11 protein-coding genes are annotated in these 15460 nt (G+C 71.4%); 7 read left to right on the plus strand and 4 right to left on the minus strand.

Annotation, left to right across the window (positions count from 1 at the left end):
* Positions 1 to 14 precede the first annotated feature (14 nt).
* From cydB to ACFYY2_RS16565, 3 genes are all read left to right on the plus strand, one after another.
* Positions 15 to 1016, plus strand: a complete 1002-nt coding sequence (cydB, locus tag ACFYY2_RS16555) for a cytochrome d ubiquinol oxidase subunit II (RefSeq protein ID WP_388742886.1) — start codon at positions 15 to 17, stop codon at positions 1014 to 1016.
* 132 nt (positions 1017 to 1148) lie between these two features.
* Entirely contained in the window at positions 1149 to 4700 is a 3552-nt protein-coding gene (cydD, locus tag ACFYY2_RS16560) for a thiol reductant ABC exporter subunit CydD (protein WP_388742889.1), read from the plus strand.
* 158 nt (positions 4701 to 4858) lie between these two features.
* Positions 4859 to 6562, plus strand: a complete 1704-nt coding sequence (locus ACFYY2_RS16565; RefSeq protein WP_388742892.1) for a GAF domain-containing protein — start codon at positions 4859 to 4861, stop codon at positions 6560 to 6562.
* Positions 6563 to 6590: 28 nt separating this feature from the next.
* Here ACFYY2_RS16565 and ACFYY2_RS16570 read toward each other — a convergent pair whose 3' ends face one another.
* The 4 genes from ACFYY2_RS16570 to ACFYY2_RS16585 form a co-directional block, all read right to left on the minus strand.
* A complete protein-coding gene (locus ACFYY2_RS16570; protein WP_388742894.1) occupies positions 6591 to 7436 on the minus strand; it encodes a Cof-type HAD-IIB family hydrolase in 846 nt (281 codons plus the stop codon).
* A gap of 143 nt (positions 7437 to 7579) precedes the next feature.
* Positions 7580 to 8491, minus strand: coding sequence for an LLM class flavin-dependent oxidoreductase (locus tag ACFYY2_RS16575; RefSeq protein WP_388742896.1), 912 nt, complete (start codon positions 8489 to 8491; stop codon positions 7580 to 7582).
* Positions 8492 to 8723: 232 nt separating this feature from the next.
* A complete protein-coding gene (locus ACFYY2_RS16580) occupies positions 8724 to 9266 on the minus strand; it encodes an RNA 2'-phosphotransferase (RefSeq protein ID WP_388742899.1) in 543 nt (180 codons plus the stop codon).
* Between the two features lie 339 nt (positions 9267 to 9605).
* Positions 9606 to 11399 (minus strand): SDR family oxidoreductase, encoded by a 1794-nt coding sequence (locus tag ACFYY2_RS16585; RefSeq protein ID WP_388742901.1) that lies wholly within the window; start codon positions 11397 to 11399, stop codon positions 9606 to 9608.
* Positions 11400 to 11713: 314 nt separating this feature from the next.
* On the opposite strand from ACFYY2_RS16585, the gene ACFYY2_RS16590 reads away from it, so the two are divergent.
* From ACFYY2_RS16590 to ACFYY2_RS16605, 4 genes are read left to right on the plus strand one after another with little or no spacing between them, the layout of a single operon-like run.
* Positions 11714 to 12787, plus strand: coding sequence for an ABC transporter ATP-binding protein (locus ACFYY2_RS16590; protein WP_388742904.1), 1074 nt, complete (start codon positions 11714 to 11716; stop codon positions 12785 to 12787).
* Complete coding sequence (locus tag ACFYY2_RS16595; RefSeq protein WP_388742908.1) at positions 12777 to 13685, plus strand: ABC transporter permease; 909 nt, start codon at positions 12777 to 12779, stop codon at positions 13683 to 13685. The genes ACFYY2_RS16590 and ACFYY2_RS16595 overlap by 11 nt, the downstream gene beginning before the upstream one ends.
* The gene (locus ACFYY2_RS16600; RefSeq protein ID WP_388742910.1) at positions 13682 to 14593 is read left to right on the plus strand and encodes an ABC transporter ATP-binding protein; all 912 of its coding nucleotides are present in this window, start codon (positions 13682 to 13684) and stop codon (positions 14591 to 14593) included. The genes ACFYY2_RS16595 and ACFYY2_RS16600 overlap by 4 nt, the downstream gene beginning before the upstream one ends.
* Positions 14594 to 14623: 30 nt before the next feature.
* Positions 14624 to 15343 carry an ABC transporter permease gene (locus ACFYY2_RS16605; protein WP_388742913.1) on the plus strand — a complete coding sequence of 240 codons (720 nt, stop codon included), beginning with the start codon at positions 14624 to 14626 and terminating at the stop codon, positions 15341 to 15343.
* Positions 15344 to 15460: the final 117 nt, after the last annotated feature.

Consider the following 15460-nt stretch of genomic DNA (forward strand, 5'->3'; position numbering starts at 1 on the left):
AGCGGAGCTGAGAGATGGAACTCCACGACATCTGGTTCGTGCTCATAGCCGTCCTGTGGACCGGCTACTTCTTCCTGGAGGGGTTCGACTTCGGCATCGGGGTCCTCACCAAACTGCTGGCCCGCGACCGCAAGGAACGTCGTGTCCTGATCAACACGATCGGACCGGTCTGGGACGGGAACGAGGTGTGGCTGCTCAGCGCGGGCGGCGCGACCTTCGCGGCGTTCCCGGAGTGGTACGCCACCCTGTTCTCCGGTTTCTACCTGCCCCTTCTGGTCATCCTGCTCTGCCTGATCGTGCGGGGCGTGGCCTTCGAGTACCGGGCGAAGCGCCCCGAGGAGCGCTGGCAGACCAACTGGGAGCACGCGATCTTCTGGACCTCGCTGATCCCGGCCGTGCTCTGGGGCGTGGCCTTCGGCAACATCGTCCGGGGCGTGAAGATCGACGCCGACATGGAGTACGTCGGAAACCTCTTCGACCTGCTCAACCCGTACGCACTCCTGGGCGGACTGGTCACGCTGTTCCTCTTCACCTTCCACGGGGCGGTGTTCGCCGCGCTCAAGACCGTCGGGGACATCCGGGCCCGGGCCCGGGGACTGGCGCTCAAGCTGGGTCTCGTCACCGCGGTACTCGCGCTGAGCTTCCTCGTGTGGACGCAGGCGGAGAACGGCAACGGCCGGAGCCTGACGGCGATGATCGTCGCCGTGGTGGCCCTGGCCGCCGGTATCGCGGCCATCGCGGCAGGACGGGAGGGCTGGTCCTTCGCCTTCTCCGGGGTGACCATCGCGGCCGCGGTGGCCATGCTCTTCCTGACGCTCTTCCCGAACGTCATGCCCTCCTCGCTGAACGACGCCTGGAACCTGACGGTCACCAACGCCTCGTCCACCCCGTACACCCTCAGGATCATGACCTGGTGCGCGGGTATCGCGACTCCCCTGGTGCTGCTGTACCAGGGCTGGACGTACTGGGTGTTCCGCAAGCGCATCGGTACGCACCACATCGCCGACGCGCACTGAACCGGGTGCCCGCACCGCCGCCGGTGCGGGCACCGGGTCCCGCACCCCGCGCCGCCGCCCGTGCGCAAAGGTCCACCCGCGCGCCGAACCCGTTGATGCCGACGACATGAGCTCACTGGGGAGCTGTTTCACGTGAAACCGATCGACCCTCGCCTTCTCCGCTACGCCCGTGCCACCCGCTTCTTCCTGGCGGCCGCGGTGGCACTCGGACTGGTCGGAGCGGCATTGGTGATCGCCCAGGCCATGCTCGTGGCCGACGTGGTGGTGGGTGGCTTCGAGGACGGGCTGACCGCGGCCGGACTCCGGACTCCCCTGCTTCTGCTGGCCGCGGTCGCGCTGGGGCGGGCGTTCGTCGCCTGGCTGACCGAGCTGGCCGCCCACCGGGCGAGCGCCGCGGTCAAGTCGGAGCTGCGGGGCCGGCTCATGGACCGGGCGACGGAACTGGGACCGGACTGGCTCGGCGGGCAGCGGACCGGCTCGCTGGTGGCGCTGGCCACCCGAGGGGTCGATGCCCTCGACGACTACTTCTCGCGCTACCTCCCGCAGCTCGGGCTGGCGGTCGTGGTGCCGGTGGCGGTTCTGGCCAGGATCGTCACCGAGGACTGGGTCTCGGCGGCGATCATCGTGGTGACGCTGCCGCTCATTCCGCTCTTCATGGTTCTGATCGGATGGGCCACACAGTCCCGGATGGACCGCCAGTGGCGGCTCCTGTCCAGGCTCTCCGGACACTTCCTCGACGTGGTCGCCGGACTGCCGACGCTCAAGGTCTTCGGCCGGGCCAAGGCGCAGGCCGAGTCGATCCGCACGATCACCGCGCAGTACCGCACCGCGACGCTCAAGACCCTCCGGATCGCGTTCCTGTCCTCCTTCGCCCTGGAACTGCTGGCCACTCTGTCGGTCGCGCTGGTCGCGGTGACGATCGGAATGCGGCTCGTCCACGGGGATCTCGACCTCTACACGGGGCTGGTGATCCTCATCCTGGCGCCGGAGGCCTATCTGCCGATCCGGCAGGTGGGCGCGCAGTACCACGCGGCGGCGGAGGGGCTCTCGGCGGCGGAGGAGATCTTCGCGGTTCTGGAGACGGAGCCCGCGGCCGGTGGCACGCAGGATGTCCCGGGGGTGCTGCGGCTGGAACTGGATGAGGTGACGGTCCGGCACCCGGGCCGTACCGAGCCCTCGCTGGACGCCGCGTCGCTCGTCGTCGAGCCGGGGGAGACGGTCGCCCTGGTCGGTCCCAGCGGCGTCGGCAAGTCCACGCTCCTCAACGTCGTGCTCGGTTTTACGCACCCCGACGAGGGCCGGGTGGAGGTCGGCGGAACCGACCTCCGCTCCCTTTCCGCCGAGCGCTGGCGCGAACAGATCGCCTGGGTCCCCCAGCGCCCGCACCTGTTCGCCGGGACGATCGCCGAGAACGTACGGCTCGCCCGCCCGGACGCGGACGACGACGCGGTCACGGCGGCGTTGCGTGACGCGGGCGCGTACGACTTCGTCGAGGCGCTGCCCGACGGCCGGAAGACGCTGCTGGGCGAGGACGGCTCCGGACTCTCGGCGGGCCAGCGGCAACGCCTGGCCCTGGCACGGGCGTTCCTCGCCGACAGGCCGCTGCTGCTGCTCGACGAGCCGACCGCGAGCCTGGACGGCGACACCGAGGCGGGCATCGTCGACGCGGTACGGAGGCTCGCGGCGGGGCGCACGGTACTGCTGGTCGTCCACCGGCCGGCGCTGCTCTCGGTGGCGGACCGTGTGGTGTCGCTGACCCCGAGGCCGCGATCGGCCGACAGGGAGCCGGGTCCCGGCGGTACGCCGTCCGCGGCTTCCGGTCCCGCCGGTCCGCAGGCCCCGGCCGGCGCGGGACGGCCGGGGGATCCCGTCCTGCTGAAGGACACGGCCCCGGTCACCGGCGGCCGGGTGCTCGCGCGGGTGCGTGAGGCAGCCGGTTCCCAGTACCGGAAGCTCGGACTGGCGGCACTGCTGGGCAGCCTCGCGGTGGGCTCGTCGGTGGGGCTCATGGCCGTCTCCGGGTGGCTGATATCCCGTGCCTCCGAGCAGCCGCCGGTGCTCTATCTGATGGTCGCCGTCACCGCGACCCGGGCGTTCGGCATCGGGCGTGCCGTCTTCCGCTATGCCGAGCGGCTCGTCTCGCACGACGCGGTCCTCAGGATGCTCGCGGAGCTGCGGGTCGCCGTGTACCGCGGACTGGAGCGCGTCGCGCCCGCCGGGCTCGGGACGACCAGGCGGGGCGACCTGCTCTCCCGCCTGGTCGCCGACGTGGACACGCTGCAGGACTACTGGCTCCGCTGGCTGCTGCCGGTGGGTACCGCCCTCGCGGTGGGGGCCGCCGCCGTCGGGTTCACCGGGTGGCTGCTTCCCGGGGCGGGTGCCGTCCTCGCGGCGGGGCTGCTCCTCGCCGGTGTGGGCGTGCCGTGGCTGAGCGGTGTGTGCGCCAGGCGGGCCGAGAACCAACTGGCGCCCGCCCGGGCCGCGCTGGCCGTCCGTGTCGCCGACCTGCTCGGCGGGACGGCGGAACTGGCCGTCGCGGGCGCGCTGCCCGGCCGCAGGCGGCAGGTGCGCGGGGCTGATGCGCTGCTCACCCGGCTCACCTCGCGGGCCGCCACCGCGACCGCGCTCGGCGCTGGGCTGTCCGCGCTGATCTGCGGACTGACCGTCGTGGCGTCGGCGGTCGTGGCGCTGCCCGCGGTCCGGGACGGGCGCCTTGCGGGTGTCGAGCTCGCCGTCGTCGTCCTCACCCCGCTCGCCGCCTTCGAGGCGGTGGCGGGGCTGCCGCTCGCCGTGCAGTACCGCCGACGTGTCGAGCGGAGTGCGGAGCGCGTCTTCGAGGTGCTCGACGCTCCCGTGCCGGTCGTGGAGCCGGCCGAGGCCGCGCAGGCGCCCGCGACTCCGTACCCGCTCGTGGTCCGGGGGCTGTCGGCCCGCTACGAGGGTGCGGAGCGCGATGCCCTCGATTCGGTCGGCCTGACGCTGTTCCCCGGCAAGCGGGTGGCCGTCGTGGGTCCTTCCGGTTCCGGGAAGACGACGCTCGCCCAGGTGCTGCTCCGCTTCCTGGACGCCAGGGAGGGGACGTACAGCCTCGGCGGGGTCGAGGCGACGGCGCTGGACGGCGACACGGTGCGGTCGTTCGTCGGGCTGTGCGCCCAGGACGCCCATGTCTTCGACAGTTCCATCCGCGAGAACCTGCGGCTCGCCCGTCCCGGGGCGACGGACGGTCAGCTGCGGGAGGCGCTGGCCGGGGCCCGGCTGCTGGACTGGGCCGGGTCGCTCCCCGACGGTCTCGACACCCTGGTGGGTGAACACGGGGCGCGGCTCTCCGGGGGACAGCGGCAACGGCTGGCCCTGGCCCGCGCCCTGCTCGCGGACTTCCCCGTGCTCGTGCTCGACGAGCCCGCCGAGCACCTCGACCTGGAGACGGCGGACGCGCTGACGGCGGACCTGCTGGCGGCGACGGAGGGCCGGACGACCGTGCTCATCACGCACCGGCTGGCAGGGCTGGACGAGGTGGACGAGGTCCTGGTGCTGGATGCCGGGCGGGTGGTGCAGCAGGGCGCGTACGCCGCGCTGGCCGCCCAGGACGGGCCGCTGCGCCGCATGATCGAACGCGAAGAGCGGCCGGCGGCGGCCGGGCCGGAGCAGTCCCGGACGCGGGAGGCGGTGTCCGTACGGAGCTGAGGGCCGCACGCGCTCTTCCCCCGCCTGCATCCGCTCTCCCTCCCGCGCCCGCTCTCCCTCCCGCGCCCGCCCTCCCTCCGCCTGCATCCGCTCTCCCTCCCGCGCCCGCTCTCCTTATCCGACTTTCCGGACTATTCGTCGGTTATTAGGCTCAGAGCATGCCCGAGCCGGATCCGAAGGACTCCACCGAAGCCGCGCGGAGGACGCCCGACAGCCTGCAAGGGCTCTCCGCGGAGCTGACCGCGCGCGTGCCGCAGTTGCTGGAGGCCACCCGGTCCGTGGGGACGGGCCTCGAACTCCACTCCACCCTCGAACGCATCTGTGAGACCGCGGCCGAGCTCGCACACGCCCGCTACGCGGCCCTCGGAGTCGTCGACAAGCCGGGCGAGAGCCTCTGCGACTTCATCACCCACGGGGTGTCCGAGGAGACGGCCCGGGCCGTCGGGCGGCCGCCCGACGGACACACCGGTCTGCTGGGCGTCCTGATCCGGGAGGGGGTCTCCATCCGGCTGGAGGACCTGGAGGCCGACCCGCGTTTCGAGGGCTTCCCGCCGGGCCACCCGAGGGCGCGGACGTTCCTCGGCGTCCCCATCCGGGTGCAGGGCGAGATCTTCGGCAATCTCTACGTGATGGACAAGCGGGGCGGTGAGGCGTTCGGCCGCGACGAACTGCACGTGCTGCGCGTGCTCGCGACGGAGGCCGGGATCGCCATCGCCCACGCGCGGACCTACGAAGCCGCCCGGCAGCGCGAGCGGTGGATCGACGGCTCGGTCGCGGTCACCACCGCCCTGCTCTCCGGCGGGGACGCCGACGAGGCGCTCACCGTCGTCGCCGAACAGGCACGCCGTCTGGCCGACGCCGAAGCGGGCATCGTCCTGCTGCCGGCCGAGGGCGGTGGCCTGGAGATCGCGGCGGTCGCGGGGAACAAGCCGTCCGCCTCCCTCGGGGTGATCATTCCGCCGCAGAGCCCGGTGGTGGCCGCGCTCCTGCGAGGCGAGGAGGTCTTCGTCAGCGACCCCGCCACCGACCCGCGCATGATCACCGGGCTGGCCGACCAGTACGGCCCCCACATGCTGCTGCCCCTGCGGAGCGGTGGGCGGGTGCTCGGCGCGCTCGCCGTCCCGAGGGGCCGGGGAGGCCGGGCCTTCTCGCCGACCGAACGGACGCTGGCCAGCCACTTCGCGGCGCAGGCCGCCCTCGCGCTGAAGCTGGCCGAGGCCCAGAGGGACCGGCAGCGGCTCGCGGTGTACGAGGACCGGGACCGGATCGCCCGGGACCTCCACGACCTGGTCATCCAGCGGCTGTTCGCCACGGGGATCGTGCTGGAGGAAGCGCAGCGGCGGTCACGGGTCCCCGCCGTGCGGGAGGGCGTAGGGCGGGCGGTCGACGAACTGGACGTGACCATCCAGGAGATCCGCACCGCCATCTTCGCCCTGCAGCAGGAGGCGGCCGAGGCGCCGTCGGGTCTGCGGACCCGTGTGCTGAGGGAGATCAACATGGCGGCGGTGCCGCTGGGCTTCGAGCCCACGCACCGGTTCCTCGGCCCCGTCGACTCCCTCGTGGGAGAGCTGGCCGGGAAGAACCTCATCGCGGCCCTGCGGGAGGCGCTGTCCAACACCTTCCGGCACGCGCGTGCCTCACGCGTCGACGTGACCGTGGACGCGACCGCGGTGCTGCCCGGCGGGCGGGAGGCCGTCAGGCTGTCCGTCGCCGACGACGGGGTGGGCATTCCGGAGGGCGGACGGCGCAGCGGTCTGCGGAACCTCGCCAGGCGCGCGGAGTCCCTGGGCGGCGCGAGCTGGTTCGAGGCCGGGCCGGGCGAGGCCGGCGGCACGACGGTGATCTGGCAGGTTCCGCTCTGAGGATCCGACGCGCGGTTTCCGGGGGCCGTTACCGAGTGGCGAGGATCCGCTCGATGACGACGGCCACGCCGTCCTCGTTGTTGGTCAGGGTCACGCCGGTCGCGGCCTCACGGGCGGCCGGGTGCGCGTTGCCCATGGCGAACGAGGCTCCGGCCCAGCCGAGCATCTCCACGTCGTTCGGCATGTCCCCGAACGCGACCACCTCGTCCGCCGAGATGCCTCGCTGCGCACAACAGGCGGCGAGGGTGTTGGCCTTGGACACCCCGAGCCCGCTCACCTCCAGCAGCGCGGTGGGACTGGACCGGGTGAAGGACGCCCGGTCCCCCGCGGCCTCCCGGGCCACCGTCAGGAAGGCGTCCGGGGCGAGCTCGGGGTGGTGGGCGAGGACCTTCAGCACCGGCTTGCCCGCGCCCGGCGCCTCCTCGTGCAGGAGCTTCTCCGCGACCGCGACCGTGGCACCCGGGTCCATGTGGAAGGGAGGGTAGGCCGGTTCGTAGTGGATGCCGGTGGTCAGCTCGACGGCGAACGAGACGCCGGGGGCCGCCACGCGCAGGATGCGGACCACCTCCAGTGCGACCGACCGCTCCAGCGGGTGGACCTCGATCAGCCGGCCGTCGTCGTGCAGGTCGGCCACTGCGGCACCGTTCGCGCAGATGGCCATGCCGTGTCCCTGGACGTGGGCGCTGACCACGTCCATCCAGCGGGCCGGACGGCCGGTGACGAAGAAGACCTCGATCCCCGCCGCTTCGGCAGCAGCCAGAGCGGCGACCGTACGGTCCGACAGGGTCTTGTCGTCACGCAGCAGGGTGCCGTCCAGGTCGGTGGCGATCAGCCGGGTCACGGCGGGCAGCGGGTATGCGGTAGCTGAGGTCACGTGGTCATTCTCCCGTACGGGACTGCACGGGCGTGCGCAGGGTCGCACATCTGAGTGCGCGAGCCCCTGAACTGCGGTACATGTCAGAGGCATATGCCGACGGCTGCCGGGCCCGCCGGGACCTGGCACGGACGCCGGGGATGTCAGTCGAACTGGGCCGCGGCCTCCGTCGCGATGCGCTCGAACACCTTCGTGTCGATGTCGAAGACGCTGTCCGCCACCGGCCAGTGGACGACGATCTCGGTGAAGCCGAGTTCGTAGTGCTTCCCGGCGAAGTCGACGAAGGCGTCGAAGGACTGCAGAGGGCTGCCCGGGGTGAAGCCGGTGAGCAGGATCTTGTCCAGCTCCGCGACATCCCGCCCGGCCTCCTCGCAGGCCGCTCCCAGGCGGCTGATCTGGCCGCCGACGGCCGCCAGGGACTGCTCGGCGGTACCGCTCTCGTACAGCTTCGGATCCCCGGTGGTGACCCAGGCCTGTCCGTGGCGTGCGGCGAGTCTCAGCCCGCGCGGACCGGTGGCGGCGACCGCGAAGGGCAGTCGGGGGCGCTGCACGCAGCCGGGGATGTTCCGGGCCTCGGAGGCGGAGTAGAGCCGGCCCTCGTGGGTCACGGAGGGCTCCCTCAGCAGCCTGTCCAGCAGCGGGACGAACTCCTCGAAGTGGTCGGCGCGCTCCCTCGGAGTCCACGGCTCCTCGCCGCTCCCGCGCAGTGTCGTGGCGTCGAAGCCGTTGCCGCCGGCGCCGATGCCGAGCGTGATCCGTCCGTCGGACACGTCGTCCAGCGTGATGAGTTCCTTGGCCAGCGTCACCGGGTGCCGGAAGTTGGGCGAGGTCACGAGGGTGCCCAGGCGCAGCCGCTCCGTGGTCGCGGCTGCGGCCGTCAGCGTCGGGATCGCACCGAACCAGGGGCCGTCCCGGAAGGTCCGCCAGGCCAGGTGGTCGTAGGTGTACGCGGCGTGGAAGCCCAGTTCCTCGGCTCGCACCCATAGGGCCCGGCCGCCGTCGTGCCAGCGGTTGATGGGCAGGATCACGGTGCTCAGTCGGCGGGAGGAGGTCATGGAACAGACTCTACGGTCATGGCCGCGGGTGCCGTGGGGCGTGGCAGCGGCGGCCGTCACGAGCGGGCTCGCGGGGACGGCCGTGGGGCGTGGCGACGTCTTCCGCACAGGCGCAGCACAGGGGGCACGGACAGCCCCGCCCCTGTTCCTGCCGACCCGCCGGACGGAAATCGGTGTACGGCGTCGGCCCCCGTACCGGCCGGGGCGCGGGCCTGCGGGAGCGGGAGGGCCCTCAGTCGCGCAGGCGCAGGAACTCGGGCGGCACGTGGTCGGTGAGCCACACCCCGTTCGCGCTGACGTGGAAGAGGTGGCCCGCCCGGTGCATGGCGCCGGCGTCCACGGCCAGGACGACCGGCACACCGCGCCTCGCTCCGACCCGCACCGCCGTCTCGCGGTCGGGCGACAGGTGGACGTGGTGGCGGGCCATGGGGCGGAGCCCCTCCGCGCGAATGGCGTCCAGTGACCGGGCGACGGTGCCGTGGTAGAGATACGCGGGCGGTTCGGCGGGAGGCAGTCCGAGGTCGACCGTGACGGTGTGGCCCTGGTTGGCCCTGATGAGGGAGCCGGCGACCATGAAGCGCTTCTTGTCGTTCACCGCGACGACGTGGTCGAGCTCCTCACGGGTGATCGTGAACCCGTGCTGTGCGCAAGCCTTCAGCAACTCGTCCACGGCCACCCAGCCGTGCGGATCCAGACGGATTCCGATCCGCTCCGGCTGATGCCGAAGGTGCTTCGACAGGTACTTGGACACCTTGACGGTGCGTCGTTCGTCCATCCCGCCAGAGTGGCGCGCCGCGTGCCGTGCCGCACCCGGATTTCACCCGATGTTTTTCGCTTTCCTTGACGTCGCCAGGTTTGATCCACAGCCAACTTGCCTTATCCACAGGCTTTTTGATTGCTCTGTGGACAAGTGGCTTTCAGTGTGCGGCATTTGAGTAACTATGCTAGCCATGTGGGTATATGTGCGTAGAGGTGGCTTTTGTCTGCGACAACCTGCTGTACCGCACTGCCTGTTCATGAAGACGGCTCTTCCTGGCCGCAGTTGCCACGCGCTTGATCAAGTCGGCTTCTTGGGCGCACAGATGGACGGCGGAGCGATCAACACCGGACAGCGTCACAGCGGTGGGTTCATCCGTGCCACGCCGCGCAGCAGCCGGGGGCTGACTCTGGAGAGCATCCGTGTGCCCCGGGCCTCGGGTGTCACAGGGACCACGGCACGGTTGTGCACGACCGCGTCCAGGATGGCCTGAGCCACCTTCTGCGGAGGGTAGTTGCGACGGGAGTAGAGCTTGCCGGTCCGATCGCGGAGCCGGTCCTGCTCCGCCTCGTCCACTCCTGCGAAGCGCGCGGTCGCCGTGATGCCGGTGTTGACGAAGCCGGGGCAGACGGCGCTGACGCCGATCGACCTCTCGGCGAGTTCAGCACGCAGGCACTCGCTGAGCATCAGCACGGCGGCCTTCGAGGTGCTGTAGGCGGGAAGCATGCGGGAGGGCTGATAGGCCGCTGCGGAGGCGATGTTGACGATGTGGCCGCCCTGACCCCGCTCGGCCATCTGCCGGCCGAAGAGCCGACAGCCGTGGATGACTCCCCAGAGGTTGACGTCCAGCACCTGCCGCCAGTCCTCGCCGGTCGTCTCCAGGAAGGAACCGGCCAGCCCCACACCCGCGTTGTTCACCAGCACGTCGACGGTGCCGTACTCGGTGGCGACCTTTTCGGCGAGCGCCTCCATCGCCTGCTCGTCACCGACGTCGACCACTTCGGCCCAGGCCGACGGGGCGCCTATGAGCAGCGCGGTGGCGGCAGTTCGGGCGGCCCCCTCGGCATCGCGGTCCACGATCACGACGCGGGCCCCGGCCTCGGCGAAGGACAGTGCCGTCGCGCGCCCGATTCCGCTCGCCGCTCCGGTGACCAGGACCAACTGGCCGCCGAAACGGGCGGCATGGAGCCCCGCGGGCACGCTGTCCGTCACGGTTCCCTTCACGGAGGAGCCGGTGGCCGGAGCCGACCCCGTCCTCTCGCCGGCGGTCACGAAATCGCTGATCCAGGTGCACAGCTGATCGGGCCGGGTGCGCGGCACCCAGTGCTTCGCGGACAGGGTGCGGCGCACCAGATCCGGCACCCAGGTGTCGAGGTCGTCGTGGAGCACCGGTGAGAGGAAGGCGTCCCCGGTCGGCGTGATCAGCTGGACCGGCGCGTGTGCGTAGGCGTCGGGACGCGGGTGGCGGAGGCGGGAGCGGATGTTGTCGCGGTAGAGCCAGGCCCCGTGCGCGGCGTCCTGCGGGAGTGACGCCGTCGGATAGCCGTCCGCGGGTACCTTCTCCATCCGGCGGAGTATGCGCGGCCACTGCCTGCCGAGCACCCCGTGCCAGGCCAGCTCGGGCAGGGCGGGCGTGTGCAGGGCGTACACGTACCAGGACTTCACCCCCTGGCCGAGCAGCTGCGCGACCCGGCGCGGGCTCGGGCGGGCCACGCGCTGCTTGATCCAGTGCCCGAAGTGGTCGAGGGAGGGGCCGGAGATGGACGTGAACGAGGCGATGCGGCCCTTGGTCCGCTCGACGGTCGCGAATTCCCAGGACTGGACGGAACCCCAGTCGTGGCCGACCACGTGGACCGGGCGGTCCGGGCTCACCGCGTCCACGACGGCCAGGAAGTCGTCGGTCAGCTTCTCCAGCGTGAAGCCTCCCCTCAGCGGGCGGGGCGCCGTCGACCTGCCGTGGCCGCGCACGTCGTACAGCACGACGTGCCAGCTCCCGGCGAGCCGGGCGGCGACCTCGGACCAGACCTCCTTGCTGTCCGGATAGCCGTGCACGAGCACGATCGTCGGCCGCGCCGAGTCGCCCAACTCGGCCACACACAGCTCGATTCCGCCCGTACGCACCCAGCGCTCGCGCGCGCCTCGCAGATCCACGCCGCCTCCTCGTCCCGTGCCGACGTCGCGGTACGCGTCCGTAACGTGACACCGCTGAATGTGGCAACCGACGGGTGATCGCGTCAAGGGATGCCCGTGGCCTGTGGACAACAGCCCGTCGGGCGCGACTTCGCCGTCCTGCGTCGCGGTGGGCCGCGGACGGCACGGGCCGCGCCGGGGCGACGCCGCCGCACGGCCTACGGCGGCAAGCCCCTTGATCAGCCAGGATCCCGTCGCCGTGCGGTCGGTCCGGGTTCCCGCGTCCTCCTCCGTGGGGTCCCCCTACGGGTCCGTACGCCTCGAGTCGGAGGCGGATGCAACCGTCAGGTCTGACGACTCCTGTGGCGCGCGCCACTACCTTCGAACATGTGACTGTGATCGCAACCGAAAGCCTGAGCAAGCGGTTCCCGAGGGTGACCGCTCTTGACCGGCTCTCCTTGGACATCGGACCGGGCGTGACCGGTCTGGTGGGTTCCAACGGGGCCGGCAAGTCCACACTGATCAAGATCCTGCTGGGTCTGTCCCCCGCCACCGAGGGCCGGGCCGCGGTGCTCGGGCTCGACGTCGCCACCGAGGGCGCCGCGATCCGGGAACGGGTCGGCTACATGCCCGAGCACGACTGCCTGCCGCCCGACGTCTCGGCCACCGAGTTCGTCGTCCACATGGCACGGATGTCCGGACTGCCGCCGACCGCGGCCCGTGAGCGCACTGCGGACACGCTGCGGCACGTGGGGCTCTACGAGGAGCGGTACCGGCCCATCGGCGGGTACTCGACCGGCATGAAGCAGCGGGTGAAGCTGGCCCAGGCCCTGGTCCACGACCCGAAGCTGGTCCTCCTCGACGAGCCGACCAACGGCCTGGACCCCGTCGGCCGGGACGAGATGCTCGGCCTGATCCGCCGGGTCCACACCGATTTCGGCATCTCGGTGCTGGTCACGTCGCACCTCCTGGGGGAGCTGGAGCGGACCTGCGACCACGTCGTCGTCATCGACGGCGGGGCGCTCCTGCGGTCCAGTTCGACCAGCGACTTCACGCAGACCACCACGACGCTGGCCGTCGAGGTCACCGACAGCGACGACCACCCCGACGGCACGGACGCGCTGCGCCGGGCCCTCACCGGGGCGGGCATCAAGCTCGTCGGCCATGACGGTCTGGACGCAGAGGGCCTGCCGGGAGCGGGACACATCCTCCTGGTGGAGGCCACGGGCGAGGAGACCTACGACCTGGTCCGCGACAGTGTCGCCGGCCTCGGTCTCGGACTCATCCGCATGGAACAGCGGCGCCACCGCATCGCCGAGGTCTTCCGCGCCGGGGAGACGCCCGCGGCGGTTCCGGCAGCGGCGGCCGGCGCCGGACAGCAGAAGGGGAGCGGTCGCGATGAGCACTGAGACCGGAACGACGGCCGGGAGCGACACCTCCCGCATCCACAACATCGGATACCGCTCCTACGACGGGGTCCGGCTGGGCCGGGCCTATGCCAGGCGGTCGCTCTACTCGCAGTCCCTGCGGGGCTCGTTCGGACTCGGCAGGTCCGCCAAGTCCAAGGTGCTCCCGATGATCCTGTGCGGCGTGATGTGCCTGGTGGCGCTGATCCTCGTCGCCGTCGCCATCGCCACCCCCGGCATGACGAAACTCCCCATCAAGTACACGGACTTCGCGCTCTACCTGCAGGGCGTGATCGGACTCTTCCTCGCTTCGCAGGCGCCGCAGTCCGTATCCCGGGACCTCCGCTTCAAGAGCGTGCCCCTGTACTTCTCGCGCCCGATCGAACGCGTCGACTACGTCCTCGCGAAGCTCGCGGCCATGGCGTCCGCCCTGCTCATCCTGACCGGGCTGCCCCTCGTCATCCTCTACGCGGGCTCGCTGCTCGCGAAGTTCGACTTCGCCGACCAGACCAAGGGCTTCGGGCAGGGGCTGGTCTCCGTGGCGCTGCTCTCCGTGCTGTTCGCCGGGCTCGGCCTGGTCGTCGCCGCACTCACACCCCGCCGCGGCTTCGGAGTCGCCGCGGTGATCGCGGTCCTGACCATCACCTACGGGGCGGTCTCCACCGTCCAGGCGATCGCCTGGGAGACGGGCTCCCCCGACGCCATCACCTGGCTGGGGCTGTTCTCGCCCATCACGCTGATCGGCGGCGTGCAGACCGCGTTCCTCGGCGCCACCTCCGCCTTCCCCGGTGGGGACGGGCCCGGAGCGGCCGCAGGCGTCGTCTATCTGACCGTTGTCCTCGCGCTCGTCGCCGGCTCGTACGCCGTACTCATGCGCCGCTACCGGAGGGTCGGGCTGTGACCACCATCGAGATCGACCACACCTCGCGCTGGTTCGGCAACGTGGTCGCCGTCAACGACGTCAGCATGACCGTGGGCCCCGGTGTGACGGGGCTGCTCGGCCCCAACGGCGCCGGCAAGTCCACACTGATCAACATGATGGCCGGGTTCCTCGAACCGTCGACCGGCAGGGTGACGCTCGACGGCACGCGGATCTGGCGCAACGAGGCGGTCTACCGCTCCATCGGGATCGTCCCGGAGCGGGAGGGGATGTACGACTTCCTGACCGGCCGCGAGTTCGTCGTCGCCAACGCGGAGCTGCACGGACTGGGCGACGCCGCAGCGGCGAAGGCGCTGGCCACCGTCGAGATGGAGTACGCGCAGGACCGGAAGATCTCGACGTACAGCAAGGGGATGCGCCAGCGCGTCAAGATGGCGTCCGCCCTGGTCCACGACCCTTCGGTGCTCCTGCTGGACGAGCCGTTCAACGGCATGGACCCGCGGCAGCGGATGCAGCTGATGGAACTGCTGCGCCGCATGGGCGCCGAGGGCCGTACGGTCCTCTTCTCCTCCCACATCCTGGAGGAGGTCGAGCAGCTCGCCTCGCACATCGAGGTGGTCGTCGCGGGCCGGCACGCCGCTTCCGGCGACTTCCGCAGGATCCGCCGGCTGATGACGGACCGGCCGCACCGCTATCTCGTCCGGTCCAGCGACGACCGGGCGCTCGCCGCGGCGCTCATCGCTGACCCCTCGACAGCCGGTATCGAGGTCGACGTCACGGAGCGGGCCCTGCGCATCCAGGCGGTCGACTTCGGCCGCTTCACGACGCTGCTGCCCAAGGTCGCGCGCGAGCACGGCATCCGGCTGCTGACCGTCTCCCCGTCCGACGAGTCCCTCGAATCGGTCTTTTCCTATCTCGTAGCGGCCTGAGTAGTGGCCTGAAAGGAGCTGTGAAGCGTCATGTACGACCCCACAGTCGCCCGGCTCACCTACCGGGCCCTGCTCGGCCGGCGCCGGGCCGCCATCCTGTTCGTCCTGCCCGTTCTCCTCGTGGCCATCGCCGTGGCGGTACGGGCGTTCGCCGGAGCCGACGACGGCGTGGCCTCCGGGGTGCTGGGCGGCTTCGCCATCGCCACGATGGTGCCGCTGATCGGTGTCATCGCGGGGACCGGTGCCATCGGGCCGGAGATCGACGACGGTTCCATCGTCTACCTGCTGGCCAAGCCGGTGAAGCGGCCCACCATCATCTTCACCAAGCTGATCGTGGCCATCGGCGTGACGATGCTGTTCTCGGCCCTGCCGACGCTGATCGCGGGACTCATCCTCAACGGCAACGGCGGACAGATCGCCGTGGCCTACACGATCGCGGCCCTCGTCGCCTCGATCGCCTACAGCGCGCTGTTCCTGCTGCTCGGCACGGTCAGCAGGCACGCGGTCGTCTTCGGCCTCGTGTACGCGCTGGTGTGGGAAGCGCTCTTCGGCAGCCTCGTACCCGGTGCCCGGACGCTGAGTGTGCAGCAGTGGTCCCTCTCGGTGGCCGAGAAGGTCGCCGGTGACGGGCAGGTCACCTCGGACGTCGGCCTGCCGCTGGCGTCCCTGCTGCTGGTCGCTGTCACGGTCGTCGCGACGTGGTACGCGGGACAGAAGCTCCGGGCGCTGAAGCTCGCCGGCGAGGAGTGAGGACCGGCTGGCGCGCAACCCCCGCCCACAGGGCGGGGGTTGTCGCATGTTCGGCCGGCGTACGTGCGTGTCCGCACGCGGCCTCGCTCGTTGTGCGGAGTGCGTGGAGGCAACTGG

Origin of the sequence: Streptomyces sp. NPDC001822 (assembly GCF_042892135.1) — a bacterium.
GTDB lineage: Bacteria > Actinomycetota > Actinomycetes > Streptomycetales > Streptomycetaceae > Streptomyces.